The 20907-nt window shown below is 59.3% G+C and carries 14 protein-coding genes, 1 tRNA gene, 2 rRNA genes and 1 riboswitch (1 of these 18 cut by a window edge); of the genes, 6 read left to right on the top strand and 11 right to left on the bottom strand.

Features of this window, described 5'->3' with window-relative positions; translation table 11 throughout:
- The 4 genes from AC1PUL_RS20615 to AC1PUL_RS20630 form a co-directional block, all read left to right on the top strand.
- Window positions 1-2731 (top strand): 23S ribosomal RNA (locus AC1PUL_RS20615); it begins 67 nt to the left of the window's first position.
- 220 nt (window positions 2732-2951) lie between these two features.
- A 5S ribosomal RNA gene (gene rrf / locus AC1PUL_RS20620) occupies window positions 2952-3066 on the top strand.
- A gap of 152 nt (window positions 3067-3218) precedes the next feature.
- Window positions 3219-3295 (top strand) — tRNA-Met (locus tag AC1PUL_RS20625).
- A 202-nt stretch (window positions 3296-3497) separates the two neighbouring features.
- A complete protein-coding gene (locus tag AC1PUL_RS20630; RefSeq protein WP_480465856.1) occupies window positions 3498-3824 on the top strand; it encodes a hypothetical protein in 327 nt (108 codons plus the stop codon).
- 15 nt (window positions 3825-3839) lie between these two features.
- Here the strand turns inward: AC1PUL_RS20630 and AC1PUL_RS20635 are convergent.
- The 4 genes from AC1PUL_RS20635 to AC1PUL_RS20650 all read right to left on the bottom strand — a co-directional run bounded on the left by AC1PUL_RS20635 (window position 3840) and on the right by AC1PUL_RS20650 (window position 9487).
- A protein-coding gene (locus AC1PUL_RS20635; protein ID WP_480465857.1) for an IS3 family transposase occupies window positions 3840-5029 on the bottom strand; the annotation gives its coding sequence in 2 pieces (ribosomal slippage) (window positions 3840-4780 and window positions 4780-5029; 1191 coding nt in all).
- A 42-nt stretch (window positions 5030-5071) separates the two neighbouring features.
- Entirely contained in the window at window positions 5072-5746 is a 675-nt protein-coding gene (locus AC1PUL_RS20640; protein WP_480465858.1) for a SphA family protein, read from the bottom strand.
- A gap of 22 nt (window positions 5747-5768) precedes the next feature.
- Window positions 5769-6602 carry an SDR family NAD(P)-dependent oxidoreductase gene (locus AC1PUL_RS20645; RefSeq protein ID WP_480465859.1) on the bottom strand — a complete coding sequence of 278 codons (834 nt, stop codon included), beginning with the start codon at window positions 6600-6602 and terminating at the stop codon, window positions 5769-5771.
- Window positions 6599-9487: an amino acid permease gene (locus AC1PUL_RS20650; protein WP_480465860.1), complete on the bottom strand. Its 2889-nt coding sequence runs from the start codon at window positions 9485-9487 to the stop codon at window positions 6599-6601. The genes AC1PUL_RS20645 and AC1PUL_RS20650 overlap by 4 nt, the downstream gene beginning before the upstream one ends.
- Before the next feature lie 143 nt (window positions 9488-9630).
- Between AC1PUL_RS20650 and AC1PUL_RS20655 the strand changes: the two genes are divergently transcribed.
- Window positions 9631-10290, top strand: a complete 660-nt coding sequence (locus tag AC1PUL_RS20655; RefSeq protein ID WP_480465861.1) for a TetR/AcrR family transcriptional regulator — start codon at window positions 9631-9633, stop codon at window positions 10288-10290.
- A 107-nt stretch (window positions 10291-10397) separates the two neighbouring features.
- On the opposite strand, the gene AC1PUL_RS20660 is transcribed toward AC1PUL_RS20655, so the two are convergent.
- The 4 genes from AC1PUL_RS20660 to AC1PUL_RS20675 all read right to left on the bottom strand — a co-directional run bounded on the left by AC1PUL_RS20660 (window position 10398) and on the right by AC1PUL_RS20675 (window position 16384).
- Complete coding sequence (locus AC1PUL_RS20660; protein WP_480465862.1) at window positions 10398-11441, bottom strand: alpha/beta hydrolase; 1044 nt, start codon at window positions 11439-11441, stop codon at window positions 10398-10400.
- A gap of 136 nt (window positions 11442-11577) precedes the next feature.
- Window positions 11578-14691, bottom strand: coding sequence for an efflux RND transporter permease subunit (locus AC1PUL_RS20665; RefSeq protein ID WP_480465863.1), 3114 nt, complete (start codon window positions 14689-14691; stop codon window positions 11578-11580).
- The gene (locus tag AC1PUL_RS20670) at window positions 14691-15770 is read right to left on the bottom strand and encodes an efflux RND transporter periplasmic adaptor subunit (protein ID WP_480465864.1); all 1080 of its coding nucleotides are present in this window, start codon (window positions 15768-15770) and stop codon (window positions 14691-14693) included. Before AC1PUL_RS20670 ends, AC1PUL_RS20665 begins: the two co-directional genes overlap by 1 nt.
- A complete protein-coding gene (locus tag AC1PUL_RS20675; protein ID WP_480465865.1) occupies window positions 15767-16384 on the bottom strand; it encodes a TetR/AcrR family transcriptional regulator in 618 nt (205 codons plus the stop codon). Before AC1PUL_RS20675 ends, AC1PUL_RS20670 begins: the two co-directional genes overlap by 4 nt.
- Window positions 16385-16701: 317 nt before the next feature.
- Window positions 16702-16845: riboswitch (FMN riboswitch) on the top strand.
- 111 nt (window positions 16846-16956) lie between these two features.
- Between AC1PUL_RS20675 and ribB the strand changes: the two genes are divergently transcribed.
- Window positions 16957-17589, top strand: a complete 633-nt coding sequence (ribB, locus tag AC1PUL_RS20680; protein ID WP_480465866.1) for a 3,4-dihydroxy-2-butanone-4-phosphate synthase — start codon at window positions 16957-16959, stop codon at window positions 17587-17589.
- Between the two features lie 40 nt (window positions 17590-17629).
- On the opposite strand, the gene AC1PUL_RS20685 is transcribed toward ribB, so the two are convergent.
- The 3 genes from AC1PUL_RS20685 to AC1PUL_RS20695 are packed head-to-tail and all read right to left on the bottom strand — an operon-like array spanning window position 17630 to window position 20900.
- The gene (locus AC1PUL_RS20685) at window positions 17630-19114 is read right to left on the bottom strand and encodes an FGGY family carbohydrate kinase (RefSeq protein ID WP_480465867.1); all 1485 of its coding nucleotides are present in this window, start codon (window positions 19112-19114) and stop codon (window positions 17630-17632) included.
- A gap of 5 nt (window positions 19115-19119) precedes the next feature.
- Window positions 19120-20079, bottom strand: coding sequence for a transketolase family protein (locus tag AC1PUL_RS20690; RefSeq protein ID WP_480465868.1), 960 nt, complete (start codon window positions 20077-20079; stop codon window positions 19120-19122).
- The gene (locus AC1PUL_RS20695) at window positions 20079-20900 is read right to left on the bottom strand and encodes a transketolase (RefSeq protein ID WP_480465869.1); all 822 of its coding nucleotides are present in this window, start codon (window positions 20898-20900) and stop codon (window positions 20079-20081) included. The genes AC1PUL_RS20690 and AC1PUL_RS20695 overlap by 1 nt, the downstream gene beginning before the upstream one ends.
- Window positions 20901-20907 lie beyond the last annotated feature (7 nt).

Here is a 20907-nt window from a genome sequence, read left to right on the forward strand (position 1 = left end):
TGCGAAAAGCCGTGGGGAGCTGCGAATGAGCTTTGATCCATGGATCTCCGAATGGGGCAACCCACCTTAAATGCTTGGAGAATCCAAACTGATCGCGAGATCGGCTTGGGTTTCCAAGCATTGTGATAAGGTATCTAACCTTCGAATACATAGGGGTTAGAAGCGAACGCAGGGAACTGAAACATCTAAGTACCTGCAGGAAAGGACATCAACCGAGACTCCGCAAGTAGTGGCGAGCGAACGCGGACCAGGCCAGTGGCAATGAGGAATAAAGCTGAACAGGTTGGAAAGCCTGGCTATAGTGGGTGATAGCCCCGTAAGCGTAGAACACTCATTGTCCTTGAGTAAGGCGGGACACGTGAAATCCTGTCTGAACATGGGGAGACCACTCTCCAAGCCTAAGTACTCGTGCATGACCGATAGCGAACAAGTACCGTGAGGGAAAGGTGAAAAGCACCCCGACAAGGGGAGTGAAATAGAACCTGAAACCGGATGCCTACAAGCAGTCGGAGGCCGCAAGGCTGACGGCGTACCTTTTGTATAATGGGTCAACGACTTAGTGTAACTAGCAAGCTTAAGCCGGTAGGTGTAGGCGCAGCGAAAGCGAGTCTGAACAGGGCGTTCAGTTAGTTGCATTAGACCCGAAACCGAGTGATCTAGCCATGAGCAGGCTGAAGGTTGGGTAACACCAACTGGAGGGCCGAACCCGCATCTGTTGCAATAGATTGGGATGACTTGTGGCTAGGGGTGAAAGGCCAATCAAACTCGGAGATAGCTGGTTCTCCGCGAAATCTATTTAGGTAGAGCGTCGACCGAATACCCCAGGGGGTAGAGCACTGGATGGGCTATGGGGACTCACCGTCTTACTGATCCTAACCAAACTCCGAATACCTGGGAGTACTAGTCGGCAGACACACGGCGGGTGCTAACGTCCGTCGTGAAGAGGGCAACAACCCTGACCTCCAGCTAAGGTCCCCAAGTCATGGCTAAGTGGGAAAGGATGTGAGGATCCCAAAACAACCAGGATGTTGGCTTAGAAGCAGCCATCATTTAAAGAAAGCGTAACAGCTCACTGGTCTAAATAAGGGTCTTTGCGCCGAAAATGTAACGGGGCTAAAGCCATGCACCGAAGCTGAGGATGTATCGCAAGATACGTGGTAGCGGAGCGTTCCGTAAGCCTGTGAAGGGAGACCCGTGAGGGCTCCTGGAGGTATCGGAAGTGCGAATGTTGACATGAGTAACGATAAAGGGGGTGAGAGACCCCCTCGCCGAAAGACCAAGGGTTCCTGCTTAAAGTTAATCTGAGCAGGGTTAGCCGGCCCCTAAGACGAGGCGGACACGCGTAGTCGATGGGAACCACGTTAATATTCGTGGGCCTGGTGGTAGTGACGGATCACGTAACTTGTTCATTCTTATTGGATTGAATGGGCGAGGAAGTGGTTCCAGGAAATAGCTCCACCGTACAGACCGTACCCGAAACCGACACAGGTGGTCAGGTAGAGTATACCAAGGCGCTTGAGAGAACTATGTTGAAGGAACTCGGCAAATTGCACGCGTAACTTCGGAAGAAGCGTGACCCCTTTGCACGCAAGTGTGATGGGGTGGCACAGACCAGGGGGTAGCGACTGTTTATCAAAAACACAGGGCTCTGCGAAGTCGCAAGACGACGTATAGGGTCTGACGCCTGCCCGGTGCTGGAAGGTTAAGAGGAGAGGTGCAAGCTTTGAATCGAAGCCCCAGTAAACGGCGGCCGTAACTATAACGGTCCTAAGGTAGCGAAATTCCTTGTCGGGTAAGTTCCGACCTGCACGAATGGCGTAACGACTTCCCCGCTGTCTCCAACATAGACTCAGTGAAATTGAATTCCCCGTGAAGATGCGGGGTTCCTGCGGTCAGACGGAAAGACCCCGTGCACCTTTACTATAGCTTTACACTGGCATTCGTGTCGGCATGTGTAGGATAGGTGGTAGGCTTTGAAGCAGGGACGCCAGTTTCTGTGGAGCCATCCTTGAAATACCACCCTTATCGTCATGGATGTCTAACCGCGGTCCGTCATCCGGATCCGGGACAGTGTATGGTGGGTAGTTTGACTGGGGCGGTCGCCTCCGAAAGAGTAACGGAGGCGCGCGATGGTGGGCTCAGACCGGTCGGAAATCGGTCGTCGAGTGCAATGGCATAAGCCCGCCTGACTGCGAGACTGACAAGTCGAGCAGAGACGAAAGTCGGTCATAGTGATCCGGTGGTCCCGTGTGGAAGGGCCATCGCTCAACGGATAAAAGGTACGCCGGGGATAACAGGCTGATGACCCCCAAGAGTCCATATCGACGGGGTTGTTTGGCACCTCGATGTCGGCTCATCGCATCCTGGGGCTGGAGCAGGTCCCAAGGGTTTGGCTGTTCGCCAATTAAAGCGGTACGTGAGCTGGGTTCAGAACGTCGTGAGACAGTTCGGTCCCTATCTGCCGTGGGTGTAGGAATATTGACAGGATCTGTCCCTAGTACGAGAGGACCGGGATGGACATATCTCTGGTGGACCTGTTGTCCTGCCAAGGGCATAGCAGGGTAGCTATATATGGAAGGGATAACCGCTGAAGGCATCTAAGCGGGAAACCCACCTGAAAACGAGTATTCCCTATCAGAGCCGTGGAAGACGACCACGTTGATAGGACGGGTGTGGAAGTGCAGTAATGCATGAAGCTTACCGTTACTAATAGCTCGATTGGCTTGATCGTTCTCATTGCTTGTGCTCATCAGCGCTGCTCGCAGCGTCGATGATGCTTCTCTTTTGTCCTGACGCGCTAAACGCGCTCCGGACGGGCCGCCAGACTGCTGGCGACGGCCTATCGGCCTGTATGGGAAGTTCCATGCAGACGAAGGCAGAGAAAAAACGTGTTCAATAAAGAAAACAGGCAAATGCCTGTGCCAGCTTCTCAAAACATTGCCCTTAGCCGACCTGGTGGTCATGGCGGGGTGGCTGCACCCGTTCCCATTCCGAACACGGCCGTGAAACGCCCCAGCGCCAATGGTACTTCGTCTCAAGACGCGGGAGAGTAGGTCGCTGCCAGGTCTGCTAAAGGCAATGTGTTCAGCTAAAAACGCTGATATCAAATCTTCTCAAAACAACATCGGCAAAAGCCGAAACAAAAAGGCCGCTCACAAAGCCGCCATCCAAACTTAGACAGTCTCTCAAGCGTCTCAAAACATATGCGACGCTCTTGGCGCGGGGTGGAGCAGCCCGGTAGCTCGTCAGGCTCATAACCTGAAGGCCGCAGGTTCAAATCCTGCCCCCGCAACCAAAGAAACTTGCAAATCCTCCAAATCAAGTCGTTTCCTCAAAAGCTCCTCAGCGTAACCCGCGAGGAGCTTTTGCTTTTTGGCCTCCGTGTCGAGTTCACCGGACAGCTGACGTGCCAGCACATCCTGATCCACCATTGCCTTGAATTTTGCTTCCATCAGCTGTGCCGTCTCCATGGCAGCGAGGATGGATGCAATGCGACCATGTACCTCAAGCGCCGGCGGTTGACGGCCCGGCGTGTTGGCAATGACCACTTTCTGAACGAGCTGGCGGATGATGCCGATCAGTGGCTGCTTGGTCTGGGCATCAGCATGATTGCGCATCATGTAGAGGATGGCGTGGATCACCGTGCGAACTGTGTCCTCGTTGATCTCCGCGCGCAGAGCTGCGAGGCGCTCTGCATCGCTGACGGGCTGATCCGCGGATGGAGCGCTTGCCAGCTGCCGCTCCAGCTCTTCTCGTTCTTCATCGAGCTTGTCGAGCTTGTCGAGCTTGTCGAGCTTGTCGAGCTGGTCGTCGAAGGCCGCTGACCTTGCCCCCAAGTTTTATCCAGTTTTGAGTTCGCTCCGGCGGTTTTGTGTTGCTGTATTCGGGGCGGTAGCGGCGGGTTGCGGTGCGGAGCCATTCCGGCTGCGCAGCACCGCATCACGTCGCGGGTTGATGGTCTGGGCAAACTCGGTTGGCGTGAGCCAGCCGAGGGCTGAGTGTGGTCGATGATCGTTGTAGTCGCTACGCCAGCTTGAGAGCGCCGATCGGGCATGGTTCAATGACGAGAAGAGCGTCTCGTTCAGGAGTTCATCCCGCAGTCGGCCATTGAAGCTTTCGATGAAGGCGTTCTGGATCGGCTTACCCGGCGCGATGTAGTGCCATTCCACCTTGACCTGGTCCGTCCATTGCAGGATCGCGTTGCTGGTGAACTCGCTACCATTGTCGCTGACAATCATCTTCGGCTTACCGCGCTCCTTGATGATCCGGTCCAGTTCACGAGCAACGCGCAGACCGGAAAGGGATGTGTCGGCGACAAGACCCAGGCATTCCCTGGTGCAATCATCGACAATCGTCAGCACCCGGAACCTGCGGCCATCGGTGAGTTGATCCGACACAAAGTCCAGCGACCAGCGATCATTGGCCGTCATCGGGACCAGCATCGGTGCACGTGTGCCGATCGCTCGCTTGCGGCCGCCGCGCTTGCGCACCGTCAGCTTCTCCTCCCGATACAGCCGGAAGAGTTTCTTGTGGTTCACATGGTGCCCCTCGCGTTTGAGCAGCACGTGGATGCGTCTATAGCCAAAGCGGCGGCGTTCATGCGCCAATGCTTTCATTCGCTCGCGAAGACGATCATCGTCGCTGCGCCTGGTTTCGTAACGGACCGTCATTCGGCAAAAGCCGCTGGCTTTACACGCCCGCCGTTCGCTCATCTGGTGGTGATCCATCAGATGCACGACAGCTTTCCGCCTTGCTGCGGGCGTCACCACTTCTTTCCCAACAGGTCCTTCAAAGCTGCATTGTCGAGCATCGCGTCCGCCAGAAGCCGCTTCAGCTTCGCGTTCTCGTCCTCCAATGTCTTCAACCTCTTGGCTTCGGACACGTCCATGCCGCCGAATTTGGCCTTCCATTTATAGATGCTGGCATCGCTCACGCCGTGCTTGCGGCAAAGCTCTGAGACCGGCGTGCCTGCCTCGTGCTCCTTCAGTATCCCTATAATCTGTTCGTCCGTGAAACGGTTGCGCTTCATTCTCTGGTCCTCTCAATAGGCCAGAGCTTACTTCAAAATGGATTAGTTCAGCGGGGCAAGGTCACCACTCTTGTAGGGCGAGTTGGTCGTGTTGGCGAAGAAATTCATCGGGTTCTTGTTGGTGCCGCTGGTGATGTAGGTCATCGTGGTGGTGAGCTCGATGCCCTCCGGATCGATGTAACCGAGCGACAACTGCGGCTGATATTGCCAGGTGTTGCGCCCGACATTGACGTCTGACGACGCGTCATATTCGCCTGTGGGCGCAATCACGCCTTGCACGAGAACCGCGTGAAAATTGTCTCTTTGCCAACCGATGATCAGCGGCTGCAGGACGATGTCGGCAAGGCCCTTCGACTCGCTGATGGTTCCACCAGCAACCTGTCGGATATTCGCGAATGGCACAATTGCGCCCACGCCAAACGTCAGACCTGCGAAATCGACTGGCGGCACATAGACAAACTGATTGTAGTCAATCCAGGCATTGACGCTGAGGTCCGGCACCAGACTGTTGCCATTGCCATCGTTTAAGCGGTTGGCGTGATAGTAGTTGACGTAGTTGCTGTAATAAAAGCCTGGACCCGGGATGACCGGGGTCTGGAAGGTGGTTGCTCCAAGCGTCATGTTGCTGCTCGCGCCCTCTCCAGCGGAGGCTCCGCCGATTTGCATAGCGAGTGTTGCAAGTCCAACGGCAGTGGTGATCAAGAATTTCGAATTCATGCGATAGTCCCCCTTTTTTGGATTATTGTCCGACACCGATCTTGGCGAGGTAGCGCTTGTGCCCGGCTATGCCCTTCTTGAGGAACAGCGGCAGCAGGCGTGGTAGGATCCAAGGGATGCAGCCGAACAGCCGTGACATGACCCCGTCGCCGTAGGGCAGGTAGTATTCCAGCTTCCCCTCCTTGACGGCCCGGATGGCAAGATCTGCCACTTGCTCGGCAGACAAGGGATCGGAAACGAAGTTGAGAGGAGAGCCGCCGTTCTGTGCCTCCATGCGCAGCATTGGCGTATCGACCCCCGACGGGAAAATCCCGGAAACGCGGATCCCTCGGGCGCGCAATTCAAGTGACAGTGAACTTGAAAAGCCGCGCAGACCAAACTTGCCGCTCGTGTAAACGGTGCTGTCCTCGAGCGGCAGGATCCCGGCCATGGATATGATGTTGACGACCGAGCCGCCATTTGGAACCGCAGGCAGAAAATGATGGAGAATTCGTAGCGGACCGAGCAGGTTGATCTGGATCTGACGGTCGATGTCCTGCTCATTCAGGCTCAGGAAAGGCCCAGGTTTGATGAAGCCGGCATTGTTGACGATAACGTCGACTTGTCGGGTGACTTCCCGGACCCGTGCGGCGGCTGCAGCGACCGATGCTGACTCAGTGATATCACAGACAATGCCGGTGGTACTGCCGCCGAGCTTCGCCCGGGCTGCTTCCAGCCCGGCCGCGTTAATATCGAGCATGAGGACATGGAAACCTGCATCCAAAAGCCGGCGGGTCAGTGGCTGGCCTATTCCGCCTGCAGCCCCCGTCACCATTGCAAACTTTCCTCGGCCGTTGAGTGTTTTGCGCGTAGTCATTCGCCCGCCTCCAGCGTTTTGAGTTGATCGCCCTTGTCGGATGTGGAGGTCTTGTCTCTCGCCGGAAGAGGATGAACATTGCTGTCCGGACGGCGCAGATCCTCATAGAAGTTGTCATCGAGATCGGGCCAGCCGAGCTTTCGGCGGAACTCGGCCATCAGGCGCTTGTAGGTGTCGGTGTGCACGTAGTTTGCGTGGCGCGGCGAGTCGATATAGACCTTGCCGCCGCGCAGATCGGGGAAATGTTCGCGACGCTGTTCGTCGAGCCAAGCCCGTGCCACACCCGTTTCGGTCGCATGCACGTCTGCCAGGATCAGTTGGGCCATCTCGTCGAAGCGGCGATAGGCGGCATCGGCAAACTCTGTGAAGCCCAGCACATAGAGGCCACGCTGCGAGCGATGGATGACGTTCATGTAGAGTTGCGGACGTCCATCCTTCCATTCGAACAGGGCCGGATCGAAGAAGGGCATTTTGTACTCATAGCCCGTGGCCAGCATGATCAGGTCGATCTCTTCCTCTGAACCGTCCTTGAAGACGACCGAGTTGCCGCGCAGCTCCTTGATGTCGGACTTGGCGATCAGGTCACCATGCCCGAGGTAGTGCAGGATTTGGGTATTCATGATCGGATGGCTGGAATGCGCGTCGTGATCGGGCTTGGGCAGACCAAGGCGTGTCAGGTCACCGTTCAGGGTATCCAGCATTTTGCCGACATCGGAGGAGAGAGCGACCCCCTTGGGCGGCAGAACTTTGCCGCTCATCAGAACGTCGGTGGGAACGCCGAACAGATGCTTGGGTACGAAGCGGTAGCCGCGGCGTACGCTGAAGAAGGCCTTGTCCCCGAACTTTGCCGCATCGCAGGCGATATCGACACCGGAATTGCCGGCGCCCACCACCAGGACTCGCTTGCCTTTGAACTCCTCGGGCTTCATGTAGGAGACCGAATGACGGATCTCGCCCTTGAATGTTTCGGCGCCCGGAATTCTCGGTACCGAGGCATGCCAGGTCACTCCGGGGCAGGCGATCACGCCTGCGTAAGTACGAACCTCACCTGTAGAGAGCGTTACTTTCCACTTGCCATCTGCGGGTATGGCCGAAATGACCTCCGTGTTGAAGTTGATGTGGTCGTACAGGCCGAAGGCACGGGCGAAGGACCTGATATAGTTGAGGATCTGCCGGTAGGACGGGTAGTCCGGATAGTGATCCGGCATCGGGAAGCCGTAGAAATAGGAGGTCCATTTCGATGAGATGAAGTGAGCGCTCTCATAGATCGGAGTGCCCGGGTTCTTCGGATCCCACAGACCACCAACATCAGAATGCCTCTCGAAGCAGTCGAAGGGCACACCCTCCTTGATGAAGGCGCGAGCCATGATCAGACCGGAAGGACCCGCTCCGATGATGCAATAATGGCTATCGTAGGTGGTCTCCGTCGCGTTGCGTTCGGTCACATGACGATACTGTGTGCCGGAGATCTGGGCATAGACGTTCGGGCGATTGACCTTGAGCCAACGCGCGTAGAGGAGAGCGAAGGCGGCCAGCGGTATGAAGAGCCAAGGTAGACCGTTGACGAGCGGATTGTCGCTGCCGGTCAGCTTGTCGTAGCTGTTGACGACCAGGGCAAGGCAGACTGTCAATCCCACTGCGCCGATGGCCGGCATGACGCGGGTCGTGATCAGACTGCCGCGCTTTGCCTTGATGAAGAAACCGATGACCGCCAGAGCGCAAGCAATCTGCATCGCAAGGATGCCGATAGTGCCGAGGCCAATCGTTGAAGACGCGATCCCGAGATAGGGCGAGACGCCATACATTCCCAACCCGAATACGATGATCAGCTGCAGCGAGGTCATGACGACACTTGCGACATGGGGCGAATGGTAGTCCGGGTGAAACTTTGCCAGTGCTCCGGGCAGAAGATGATCACTCGCCAGGGCAAACAGATAGCGGCTGGCTGCATTGTGGACGGCGAGGAAGCTTGCGAGCATGCTGGCGACGAGCAGCAGACCCATCACTGCCGTCAGTGCCTCACCGCCGTAGGTGTTCGACAGGGCAAACAGCAGGTTGCCGGATTCGCGGGTGGCCATGGATTGGACTTCAGCTGTCCCAATCGACCCGATGATGATCCAGACCGATACCGCGTAAAATGCGACGATCCCGGCGAGCGAGGCATAGGTTGCAAACGGGATCGAGCGGCGGGGGTTCTTTGTCTCTTCGCCATAAAGCGCTGCGGCCTCGAAACCTAGAAAAGAGACAATCACAAATGGAATGATCGCACCAATTGCTGGGTTGAAGGCTGAGCTTGCAGTCCAGACATCAAGCGGAAATGCCGACAGTCCCAGCTGCGAGATGACCAGTGCGTTGAACACCAGCAGGACACCAAACTCTGCGATCAAGAAGTAGGTGAGAACCCGTGCGGACAGATCGAGAGACCTGTACCCTAGAGCTGCGACCGTGAGGATGCCGACAGCAGCACATCCCATCCATGGCAAGTTGTAGCCCAATTCCTTGCCGAGCAACGAGGTAAAGTAGCCAAAGGCGCCCGCCATCCCGAGGGAATAGGCGGAATAGGCGAGCGCTGCAGCGTATGCTGCAATCATGCCGGCGGGACGGCCGAGACCCTGCCCGACCTGGGTGTAAAATGCACCTTTGCTGACGATTTCCCGGCTCAGCGCCGTGTAGCCGAATGCAAAGCAAAGAAGTGTCAGCCCGACGAGAATGAATCCCGCCGGCATCGCAAGACCTGCACCTGTTTCAAACGCGAGTGGTGTGTTGCCGATGAGAGCGGCCAGCGGAGCCGCTGCCGCAACAACCAGTACGATCACACCTGTTGTTGAGAGGGTGCGTTTTTTCGATTGGCCAGCCGGATAGGTGGCCGAGTTTCGGCGTTTCATGTCCATTTTTTGAGTTCCCCTGCTGCGGCCGGTTGTCTTGACGGCCGTCACTTAAAAGTCGAGCATTGATCGAGTTTGCAATGCTGTCAATATCGAGCGATGTTCGAATCTAGAAAAAAATTGGATTCGGCCGGGTGCGCGTCATGATAGAACAACCGACAGAGGGCGAAGATCGCCTCAATGTCCGAAGTGCAGGGTTACAGAACAGAAGTCGGGAGCGGATCGAGCAGATCCTTGCTGCGGCAGAGCCACTGGTTGTCGAGACTGGTCTGGAAGGATTGAAGATGCGCGAATTGGCCAGACGCGCTGGGCTTCCGATTGCCTCTCTTTATCACTATTTCCCATCGAGCAGCAGCATCGTTCGAGCGATTGCCATTCGCTATCTCGACAGTTTGCGGGCTGTACTCTCCGCTGAGCTGGCAGACATCATCGATCACACGACTCCGATCCTTCAGCGTCCGCAAACAGCCGATCGGTTGGTGCGCAACTTGGTCGACTATCTTCTGCGCTCCCCCGCATCGGCTGTGATCTGGGACAGCCTGAGATCCAGCCCTGAGCTGCGACAGTTGGACATGGAAGACACGGCGGAGAATGCTCGAGCCCTGGAACCCTATCTGCGCTGGGTCGCCCCGGACCTGCCGGAAGACCGAGTGTCGATGCTGATGGTTGTCATTCTGGAGGCTGTTCAGGCGAACGTCATCGTGATGATGCACTCGCCTCAGGAGATGCAGTCTTCCCAGATCGATGCGCTTGCTGACATGTTGGTTGCGACCCTGAAAGGGTTGCAGAGTCTCAAGGCCTGATGCCAGCTGTGGATCAGGCACAAAGAAGCGGTCGAGCCGGTCCCGAAGCTGCATCAAGCCTCCTGTTGGAGTCGCCTTAGCCACAGGCATATGGGAGGGTGGCTCTTTCAGTTCGCTGGCGCCATCAAGCGTAAGGGCGAAATGATGGTCGAGCGCACCACGCTCGCCCCAGTGCGGGCGAGGCGCAGACCGAGCCCTGCATCGTCCGTATCGAGCCGCTGGTCGGCAAGACGGGCTGCCAATGCCTGCAGCATGTCAGAATTCTCCGCAAAGGCGTTGTGCCTGAGCATGTCTTTCTGCTGCGCGTCGGTGGCATCGATCACGCTGATGCCCTCGCGCGCGAGTTCAGCCTTGTAGGGCCTGAGATCGAACGAGCCCAGCCGGCCGACGTCGCCGGCGATGAAGGTTGAAGCCGCCAGCGCCAGATCGTTGCGCGAGGCATAGACAGTGAAGCGCGGCAGCTTCTCTCCCATCTCGATAACCTGTCGGCGGAAGACATCGACGTCGATGTCAGGCGAGGCGAGCACGACATTACGCACCTTAGGCGAGACCCGCCCTGCCTTTAGCGCCACATCGCGCAGCGCCTCCATGGTTAGCCAGGTGCCCATGGAATGAGCGAGCACGGTGATATCGGCGACATCTGGGCTGCGGATCGCCTCCTCGAGCAGGGTCACGAGACCGAAGCGCGAATAGATCGTGCTCTCCTTGTCATAGACATAGTCGAGCGCATTGCCGCGCGATGGCCAGGTGAACAGCACCGGCGCAGCGTCCGTGCGGATGTCATGAGTGATCTGGGCGAAGCGGAACACGGCATCGGCATAGGTCGTGTTGAAACCGTGCACGAAGATCAGCACCCGTCGCTTGTCGCCGCTGCTGCGCTTGAACCAGTCCATGGCCTGGGTCTCATCTATCTCCTTGGCACCGGTCACCAGGAACGCCCTTTGCGGATCCGACCGACGACCGCTCGGCCACTGGATCTCGCCAGGGCGGCGGCGGTGATCCGGCGGGATCGATACGGTGATGTTGTCGAGCTGAATCTCCTCGCCGCGTTCACCGGAATAGCGCAGGGCCTTGTGCTCCGATGGCGCACGCGTGGTCGCCACCAGCATATCTACCTTGCCGGTGGTGGGATCGTCGACCGTCACCGGCACGAAGACGTCTGGCCGATGGCCGCAGGCAGCCAGCACGAAAATCAGAGCAAGGACACCGGTCCTACAGCCTATGATTGCAAATGAAAACCGCGCCGATGGCGCGGTTCCCCTGGAGACGAGCCTCGTCGAGGCGGATTTACTGACCATGCGTGACTGTCCCTTCCGCAGGCGCATCGCCTGACCCGACCGCCTTGCCTTGCTCGGCCATCAGCAGCCAGAGCAGCAGGCAGGGCAGGAGCGTCAGCGTCAGCACCGTGGCTGCTGCCAGGCCGCCGATGATGGCATAGGCCATGGGGCCCCAGAAGATCTGGACGGCGATCGGGATCATGCCGAGGATGGCGGCCAGTGCCGTCAGCAGGATCGGCCGCGACCGGTGGACGGCCGCATGCACGATCGCCTCGCGGATCGCCTCGCCCCTGGCGACATTCTGGTCCACTTCTTGGATCAGGATGACGGCGTTGCGGATGATCATGCCGGAGAGCGCGATCACACCGAGCTGCGCGACGAAGCCCATCGGCGTGCCGGTCGGCAGCATGGCGGCGACCACGCCGATCAGGCCGAAGGGTGCCATGGCCACGGCAAGCGCCATGCGCGAGAAGCTCTGCAGCTGGACCATCAGCAGCGCGATGATAACGATCAGCATGATCGGGATCACCGCGAAGACCGAGGCATTGCCCTTGGCCGCCTCTTCGGTGATGCCGCCCGACTGGATCGCATAGCCGATTGGCAGGGTTTCCCTGAGCGCATCGAGCGAAGCGTTGACTTCAGCTGCCACGGTTGCCGGCTGCAGTCCCTTGGCAACGTCGGCCTGGACGACGATCATCGGACGGCCCTGACGGTGCCAGATGACTGGCTCTTCCATGCCGTATTCGATCGTCGCGACCTGGCGCAGCGGCACCGAGCGGCCGTCGCTGCCACGCAGGTTGATGTTGCCGATTGTCGCGATCGACGTGCGGTCGGCCTCGATGCCCTTGACCACGACGTTGACCAGCCGGTCACCGTCCCGGACACTGGTGATGGTCGAGCCGGCGAAGATCGCGGAGATCTCGCTCGCCACGGATTCCGAGCTCATGCCCAGCGCCCGTGCCTCGACCTGGTTGACGACGACGGTCACGCGCCGCTGCGGTTCGCCGGCTGTCAGGTTGACGTCGCGGGTATTGGCATTCTCGCCGACGACATTCGCCACCTTCAGCGCCAGTTCGCGCACCGTCTTGTAGTCTTCGCCGGTGACACGGTACTTCAGCGGCCAGCCGACCGGGGGGCCGAGTTCGAGCGGCGAGACTCGGGTGGTGATGTCGGCGAAGTCCTTGCGCATGGCCTCCTCGAGGCGCGCGCGCACGGCGTCGCGTTCGTCGATGCCCTTGGTGACGACGACGGTCTCGCTGACATTGTCGTTTTCCAGCAGCAGATCCATAGGCAGGTAGAAGCGGACCGAACCCGAGCCGACATAGGTGGTGAAGTGGGCGACATCTTCGTCCGCCTTCAACAGGGCCTCAAGCTTGCGGGCCCGCTCCTCGGTCGCCTCGCGGGAGGCGTTCTGCGGCAGGGTCAGGCTCACGAGCAGTTCGGGGCGGTCGGAGGCCGGGAAGAACTGTTCCTCGAGTTTGGTTGTGCCGAAGCCGGAGAGGACGAGCAGGCCGATCGCCGTTCCCAATGTCAGCCAACGATGGCTGAGCGACCAGTTCAGCACCCGCTTGTAGGCGGCCATCACGCGTCCGTCCTGTTCGGCGTGGCGCGGCATTGTCTTGGGCAGGATCCAGGTGCCGAGCAGCGGCGAGAAGAGCACCGCGACGATCCAGGACGCCAGAAGCGAGATCAAGACGACCATGAACAGCGAGAAGGTGTATTCACCCGCGCTGGAGGCGGCGAAACCGACCGGGATGAAGCCGGCGATCATGACCAGCGTGCCCGTCAGCATCGGGAAGGCGGTGGTCTCATAGGCATGGCTTGCCGCGACCGCGCGGTCCTCGCCGTTTTCGAGGCTGGAGACCATGCTTTCTACGGTGATCATGGCATCGTCGACGAGCAGGCCGAGTGCGATGATCAAGGCCCCGAGTGAAATACGCTGCAGACCGATGCCGGCGAGGTCCATGCCGAAGAAGGTCATGGCCAGTACGAGCGGGATCGAGGCGGTGATGACGAGGCCGGCCCGGGTTCCGAGCGAGACGAAGGAGACGGCGAGCACGATGACAACCGCCTCGATCAGCACCTTGACGAAGCCGCCGACGGCCTCCTTGACCACGGTGGTCTGGTCGGCCACCTGGATCATCTCGATGCCATGCGGCAGTTCGGCGGCGATCTCGGCCATGCGGGTCTTGAGGGTCTCGCCGAATGAAAGCAGGTTGCCGCCTTCGGACATGGAGATGGCAAGGCCGATGGCCGGCTCACCGTTGACCCGGAAGGCAGGCGCCGGCGGATCGACGAGGCGCCGGTCGATACTGGCGACGTCTTCAAGCCGAATGAACCGGTCGCCGACGCGGAAGGTGAGGTCGTGCAGGCTCTTTTCGGAGGCAAAGGCACCACTGACGCGCAGCGAGACCTTTTCGCTGTCGGTGCGAACCGTACCCGTCGGGGTGATCGAGTTCTGTGCGCGGATCGCTTCCATCGCAGCGGCCGGATCGACGCCAAGGCTGGCGAGCTTGGCCGAGGAGAATTCAATGACGATCTCTTCTTCCTGGACGCCGAGCACATTGACCTTGCCGATATCCTTGATCGACAGGAGCTCCGCCCGCACAGTCTCGACGCGGTCACGCAGTTCGCGCTTTGAAAAGCCCTCAGCCTGGAAGGCGTAGATGCTGCCGAAGGTGTCGCCGAACTCGTCGTCGAAGAAGGGGCCCTGCACACCCTGGGGCAGGGTGGGTGCGAGATCGGTGATCTTCTTGCGGACCTGGTACCAGACGTCGGAGACTTCGGCGGGCGGGGCATCGTCGCGCAGGTTGACGAAGATCACCGACTTCCCTGCACGGGAATAGCTCTGGGTATGGTCGAGATAGGGCGTTTCCGAGAGCTTCTTTTCCAGTTTCTCGGTCAGAAGATTGACGGTGTCCGTGGTGCTGGCGCCCGGCCAGAGTGCCGAGACCACCATGGTCTTGATGGTAAACGGCGGGTCCTCGTTGCGGGACAGGCGCTGATAGCTCCAGATGCCGGCAATCATGGTCATGATCATCAGGAAGATGACCAGTGACTGGTGCTGAAGAGCCCAGGTTGAAAGGTTGAATTTCTTCATGTCGGGTTGAGATGCATTGGACATCATTGACCCTCCCCTGCCTCGAGCTTGACCACTTCGCCGTCACGCAGCTTGCTAACACCGGCCGTTGCGACGATGTCGCCTGTCTCAAGGCCTGAAGATACGTAGATGTTCTGGTCGTCGTAGCGATCGATCTGGACGGTGCGATAGGCGAGCTTGCTCGATGCCTTGTCGAACACGAAGACGGCTGTGGCGCCGTTGTTGTTGGTGAGCGCCGAGGCGGGTAGCTCGACCAAATCCTTAGGCGACAGTATGATGGTGCCGAGCACGGCGGCGCCGAAGGGCATGCGCTTTCCCTGCTCGTCAAGCGATACCTTGACCCGGAAGGTTCGGGTGATTGGATCGGCTGATGGCGTCACCTCGCGCACGGTACCTGTCGCGGTCGTCGCCGGGTTGGAGATCAGGCTGACCGTGACTTGCGGCGCCTCGGCGCCGGCATTGAGCAGTCGCTCCGGAATGTCGAAGACCGCGTCGCGATCCTGGTTTGATATGACGGTGACCACCTGCTGGCCGGCCTGCACCACCTGGCCGACATTGGCGCCGACGGCTGAGACTATGCCGTCGCGCGGCGCCTTGATCTCAGTGTAGGTCAGCGTCTCCTCGGCCGTCGACAAAGCCGTCGTGGCGCCTGCAAAACGCGCTTGCGCTGTCTGAAGGTTGGCTTCGGCCTCCTGCAGCTGCGCCCGTGATATGGCGTTCTTCGAGAAAAGCTCCCGGTTGCGCTCGGCGGTCAGCCGGGCGAATTCCAGGGCCGATTGGGTGGTAGCCAGTTCGGCGCGTGCTGTTAGAACGTTGTTCTGAGCAGGTACCTTGTCGAGGCTGGCGAGGAGCTCGCCGGCCTTGACCTCGATGCCATTCTCCACCCGGAAGGTGAGCTGGCCGTCGAGACGGAAGCTCAACGGGGTCTCGTAGCGCGGGCGGATCTCGCCGGTCTGGCTGACGGTCTCGCCGATCGAGCGGATCTCGGCGATGACCGACTTGATCGGACGGGGTGCCTTGGCTTCCGGCTCGGCTTCGCTGCATCCAACGAGCAGTCCGAGGACACCCGCTAGAGCGACGTATTTCAGAATGCTGGTTTTCATTGTGCGGCTCCTTGCGGGCGAAGCCCGCTGATGAACAGTTCGATCATCTCGGCGACGAGCTGATCGACATTTCCAAAGTCGAAATCGTTGAAGGTGGAGGCGAGGGTCACGATGCCATGCACGCCGGCCCAGATAATCTGCGTGGACCGCTCGCTGTCGGTGGTCACGATCTTGCCTGCTTCTGCAGCCCTGGCCACCTGCTCGGCGAGTTGTCGATAGGGCAGCATCGTTCCCTCGTCTTCCATCAGCGGGGAGGTCAGACCCTGATCGTTTTCGAGGAAAAGCATGCGGAAGCGGTCGCGGTCTTCAAGGCCGAAATGGGCATAGGCTTTCATCATGGACCGAATGGCGGACAAGTGATCTTCCGCCTTTCGATCAATTTCGTCGAAACGGTGCCTAAGATCGGTGATCGCATCACGGCAGAAATCGATGATCAGGTCCTGCTTGCTCGGATAGTAGCGATAGAGCGCTCCGGCGGTCACGCCGAGAGCATCCGCCAGTCCGCGCATCGACAACTGACCGAGACCCTCACGCCCAACAATCTTGGCGGCGGCGCTCAGGATCGTCCTGCGAAAGCTAAGGATTTCTTCTTCAGTCAATGCGGGCCTGGGCATGCGGCTTCCTCACACAAGTTAAACTTCACGCGTTTAATAAACACGTTTAATGAACGTGTCGATCGATATTCCATCTGCTCCACTCGTCACTGATGAAGGGAGCCCTTCGTGAAAGATGCCGTCAGTCTGCGGGCTCCTACCGGTCACCTACTCTGCAGGGTTCATCGTGCGCCGTGATCGGAGACCATGCAGCCGGACCTTCGGTTGCGTTATGGCAATTTCGCGAATGCGGTCGGTGTGAGTGATGGAATCTCGCCAAGCAGGGATAAAACATGTTGAATTTTGCTTGGCGCGGGGGCGCCGCTTATCTACATTGTTGTTGTTCTCAGGGCGGGGTGAAACTCCCCACCGGCGGTATCCGGCTTTGCCGGGAGCCCGCGAGCGCTCTTGTTTAGGCAGGAGTTAGCAGATCCGGTGCGATGCCGGAGCCGACGGTATAGTCCGGATGGAAGAGAGCAAGGTATGCAGACCCGCTCGTAAGGGCGGGGCGTGCCTTTGTTCGCCCAAGGGAAAATTGCGACCGCAAGGTCGTGTTTTACCGCGAAAGCGGGTTACCCTTGAAAGGCATGGAAATGACAGTCTCGAAAATTGAAGATGCAGTCGCAGCGCTAACAGCGGGCGGCATGATCGTCGTTGTGGATGACGAGGATCGCGAGAACGAGGGCGATATCATCATCGCTTCGGAAAAGATTACGCCGGAGGCCGTTGCCTTCATGATGAAGCATGCGCGTGGGCTGATCTGCGTTGCGATGGAAGGCAAACGGCTGGATGCGCTGGACATCCCTCTGATGGTGCCGCGCAACACGGAATATCTGAAGACCGCCTTCACGGTCTCTGTCGATTACATTCCTGGTACAACGACCGGGATATCGGCAGCCGACCGCGCCGCGACGGTTCGCGCGCTGCTGGACGAGCATTCGAAGCCTGATGACTTCGCCCGCCCCGGTCATATCTTCCCGCTCCGCGCCCATCCCGAGGGCGTGCTCGGTCGTCCGGGGCACACGGAAGCGGCAGTGGATCTGGCAAGGCTTGCCGGCCTTCAGGCTTCAGGCGTCATCTGCGAGGTGGCGAATGACGATGGCACCATGGCGCGTCTGCCGCAACTTCGCGAATTCTGCCTCAAGCATCAACTGCCGCTGATCACGATCGCGGACCTTGCCCTCCATATCGCAAGGCAGAAAGACGGCGCTGCGGTTGCCGCCTGACGCTTTGCCGTGGCCGAACGAGTGCTTCTTTCGGCCACGTTCACGCGGTGATCGAAACCGGTGATTTCACCCGGGCGATCGCGGCGCGCCAACGCATGAGGAGGTCGACGCGCGCCGCCTCCGGCATGGTTCCGGGCGTGAAGCGGCGAGCGTGGGAGGGTTCGGGCGTCGTGACACCAAGTGCGAGAAATGCCATGGCCGCCGCGCCGAGGGCGCCGACCTCCGGCTGATCACCGCGCAGCACGGGCCGATCGAGAATGTCGGCCTGCAATTGCATCAGCACGTCATTCGTCGAGGCGCCGCCGTCTGCCATCAGGCCGGACAGTGCCAGCCCGACATCCTGCTGCATGGCTTCGAAGACGTCGGCGATTTGAAGTGCGACAGCTTCCATCGTCGCGCGGGCAATATGAGCCGGTGTCGTGGCATGGGTCATGCCGGAAATCGTTCCCGTTGCATCATCGGTCCAATGCGGCGCACCAAGACCGGCCAGGGCAGGGACAAAAACCACCTTGCCACTATCGGAAACCGTCTGCGCCAGATCGGACAATGCTGCAGGGCCGGAGAGCCCAAGCAAGGTCGCAGCAAAGGCGATCGCCTGGGCCGACACGGTGATGTTGCCCTCAAGAGCATAGGCGACACCGCGTTCATCGGACCAGGCAATCGTGCTGGAGAGACGATGCCCGGACAAGACGCGCCCGTCGGTTAGTGTCATCAGTGACGAGCCCGTGCCGTAGGTGGCTTTGACCAGGCCCGGCGCGCGCACGCCGTGGCCGTAGAGAGCCGCGTGGCTGTCGCCCATCATGGCTTGGACAGGCGTACCGGCAGGCAGCGCAGTTGTCCCTGCCACCGTTTCGCCGAAACGGCTGTTCGAGGGCAGGGCTTGCGGGAGTGCCGATACCGGCACCTTGAAAAGCTTGCAGAGTTCCGGGCTCCACTCCAGCTTCGCGGTGTCGAAGAGCATGGTGCGCGAGGCATTGGAATGATCGGTTGCGAAGACCTGGCCGCCTGTCATCTTGAAGAGGAGCCAGCTGTCTACCGTGCCGGCCCGCAAACGTCCGCGCTCGGCGAGATCTCGTGCCGATGCGACATTTTCCATGACCCAGCCGAGCTTCGAGGCAGGGAATAGGGCATTGATCGACAGTCCGGTGATGTCGGCGACGGAGGCATCATGTCCTGCATCGATCAGTGCCTGGCAGTCTGCCGCCGTCCGGCGGCACTGCCAGAGAATTGCAGGAGCCAGCGGTTCCCCGGTCTCTGCATCCCAGACCACCAAAGTCTCTCTCTGGTTGCTGATGGCAATGCCTGCAATGGGACCGTGGTTGCCCAAAACGATCTCGGCGATCACGGACCGGACGCTTTCCCAGATGGCATCGGCCGATTGTTCGGCCCAGCCAGGACGCGGATAGGTCGATGTCAGGGGTGCCGACGCCTTGGCAAGGACATTGCCTGCGGCATCGACAAGCACGGCCTTGGTGTTGGTCGTCCCCTGGTCGATGGCAAGAATGAGCGGCATGGATGGTGCCATTAAACTCACCGCTTGCGTGCCAGCGCCCGGCGGGCCGCCGCAGCAATCCCATTGGGAGTGATGCCGTAATGCTCAAAGAGGAAATCGACGGAGCCCGTGACGACGAAGCCGGGAAAGCCGACCCGCTCGACAGGAACCGGGTGATGTCCGGCGGTATATTCGGCAACCGCCCCTCCGAGACCTCCTCGAATATTGGCTTCTTCCACTGTTACAATTGCGCCGGTTTCATTCGCGGCCGCAGCCAGCGCCTCTTCGTCCAGAGGGTTGAGCGTCGCCATGTTGAGCACACGCGCTGAGACGCCTTCGTACCGTAGCTTTTCTGCTGCCTGTCGGGCCAGGTGCACGGTTGTGCCACACCCGATCAGGGTTATGTCACTGCCGTCGCGGACGAGTTCTGCCTTGCCGGGACGGAAAACACGGTTCCGGATGTCAAGGTCAGGTACCGGCATGCGGCTCAGGCGCAGATAGACAGGACCGTCATAGGCTGCTGCCCATCTCACCGCCTCTGCGGTTTCCCATGGATCAGAAGGGACGACGACGGTGATTGCGTCCAAGGGGCGTAGCCAGGCAAAATCCTCGATCGAGTGGTGTGTCGGGCCAAGTTCGCCATAGGCTATACCAGATGACTGCCCGACGAGTTTGACGTTGAAGCGGGCATAGGCGATGTCTGCCTTGATCTGCTCAAGCGCGCGGGCCGTTAGGAAACACGAGGCGGCAGAGACGAAGGGGATCTTGCCGCCATTGGCGAGGCCGGCGCCGACGCCGACCATGTTCTGCTCGGCGATGCCGACATTGACGAGGCGGTCAGGGAAAGCCTTCTGGAAACCGCCAAGCTTCGACGAGCCGACGGAGTCGTTGACGACAGCGACGATCCGTTCGTTGCTGCCTGCGAGTTCCTCAAGGGTGCGAGCCCAGGCGTCACGGCAATCGTGGAAGCCGTCCTGTTTCGTGGCGGGAGCAGCCATCAGACCAGTTCCTCCAAAGCGATTTCATACTGCTGAGCATTCGGCACGCCATGGTGCCACGATGCCTTGTTTTCCATGAAGGAGACACCCTTGCCCTTGACCGTGTTTGCGATCACGCAAAGCGGGCGGCCTTTGCCGATGCGTGGAGCAGCCAGGACGTCGAAGAGAGCGCCGACATCATGCCCGTCGACCATAAGGGCTTCCCAGCCGAAGGCTTTGAACTTTTCATCGAGCGGATCGAGACCGTTTGTCTCCTCGGTGCCCATGCCCTGCTGAAGACGGTTGCGATCGACAATCAGGGTCAGGTTCTCGAGCTTGCGATGGCCGGCCGTCATTGCCGCCTCCCAGTTTGAGCCTTCCTGCAACTCGCCGTCGCCTGTCAGAACGAAGGTGCGATGGGTCTGTCCCGAAATCTGGGCAGCGATGGCGATCCCGAGCGCGACCGGCATGCCATGTCCAAGCGGACCAGTGTTGGTTTCCACACCCGGCAGATAGTTCCTGTTCGGGTGGCCATTGAGCTTCGAATTCGGCTGCATGTAGGTGTTGAGCCAAGCCTCAGGATAGTAGCCGGCGGCGCAGAGTGCGGTATAGAGTGCGCCCGTTGCGTGGCCCTTCGACATGATGAACCGGTCACGGCTTTCGAGAGTCGGATTCGCCGCGTCGTATTGCATGACGCCGAAATAAAGCGTGGCAATGATGTCTATGGCGGAGAAGTCCCCGCCGGGATGCCCGAGTTGGGCGTCATGGACCATCTGGAAGGCGCGACGGCGCATCCAGAGCGCTTTCTCCCGGATGGTCTGAACGGTATCGTTCTTCAGCATTCAACAA

Source organism: Rhizobium sp. P43 (genome assembly GCF_056730705.1).

Coding starts and splice junctions, on each gene's coding strand:
- AC1PUL_RS20675 (WP_480465865.1), bottom strand. CDS start 16,384: ATGCCCAGGCCCGCATTGACTGAAGAAGAAATCCTTAGCTTTCGCAGG.
- AC1PUL_RS20665 (WP_480465863.1), bottom strand. CDS start 14,691: ATGTCCAATGCATCTCAACCCGACATGAAGAAATTCAACCTTTCAACC.
- AC1PUL_RS20685 (WP_480465867.1), bottom strand. CDS start 19,114: ATGGCACCATCCATGCCGCTCATTCTTGCCATCGACCAGGGGACGACC.
- AC1PUL_RS20670 (WP_480465864.1), bottom strand. CDS start 15,770: ATGAAAACCAGCATTCTGAAATACGTCGCTCTAGCGGGTGTCCTCGGA.
- AC1PUL_RS20690 (WP_480465868.1), bottom strand. CDS start 20,079: ATGGCTGCTCCCGCCACGAAACAGGACGGCTTCCACGATTGCCGTGAC.
- AC1PUL_RS20655 (WP_480465861.1), top strand. CDS start 9,631: ATGATAGAACAACCGACAGAGGGCGAAGATCGCCTCAATGTCCGAAGT.
- AC1PUL_RS20630 (WP_480465856.1), top strand. CDS start 3,498: ATGTACCTCAAGCGCCGGCGGTTGACGGCCCGGCGTGTTGGCAATGAC.
- AC1PUL_RS20640 (WP_480465858.1), bottom strand. CDS start 5,746: ATGAATTCGAAATTCTTGATCACCACTGCCGTTGGACTTGCAACACTC.
- AC1PUL_RS20645 (WP_480465859.1), bottom strand. CDS start 6,602: ATGACTACGCGCAAAACACTCAACGGCCGAGGAAAGTTTGCAATGGTG.
- AC1PUL_RS20650 (WP_480465860.1), bottom strand. CDS start 9,487: ATGAAACGCCGAAACTCGGCCACCTATCCGGCTGGCCAATCGAAAAAA.
- AC1PUL_RS20695 (WP_480465869.1), bottom strand. CDS start 20,900: ATGCTGAAGAACGATACCGTTCAGACCATCCGGGAGAAAGCGCTCTGG.
- ribB (WP_480465866.1), top strand. CDS start 16,957: ATGACAGTCTCGAAAATTGAAGATGCAGTCGCAGCGCTAACAGCGGGC.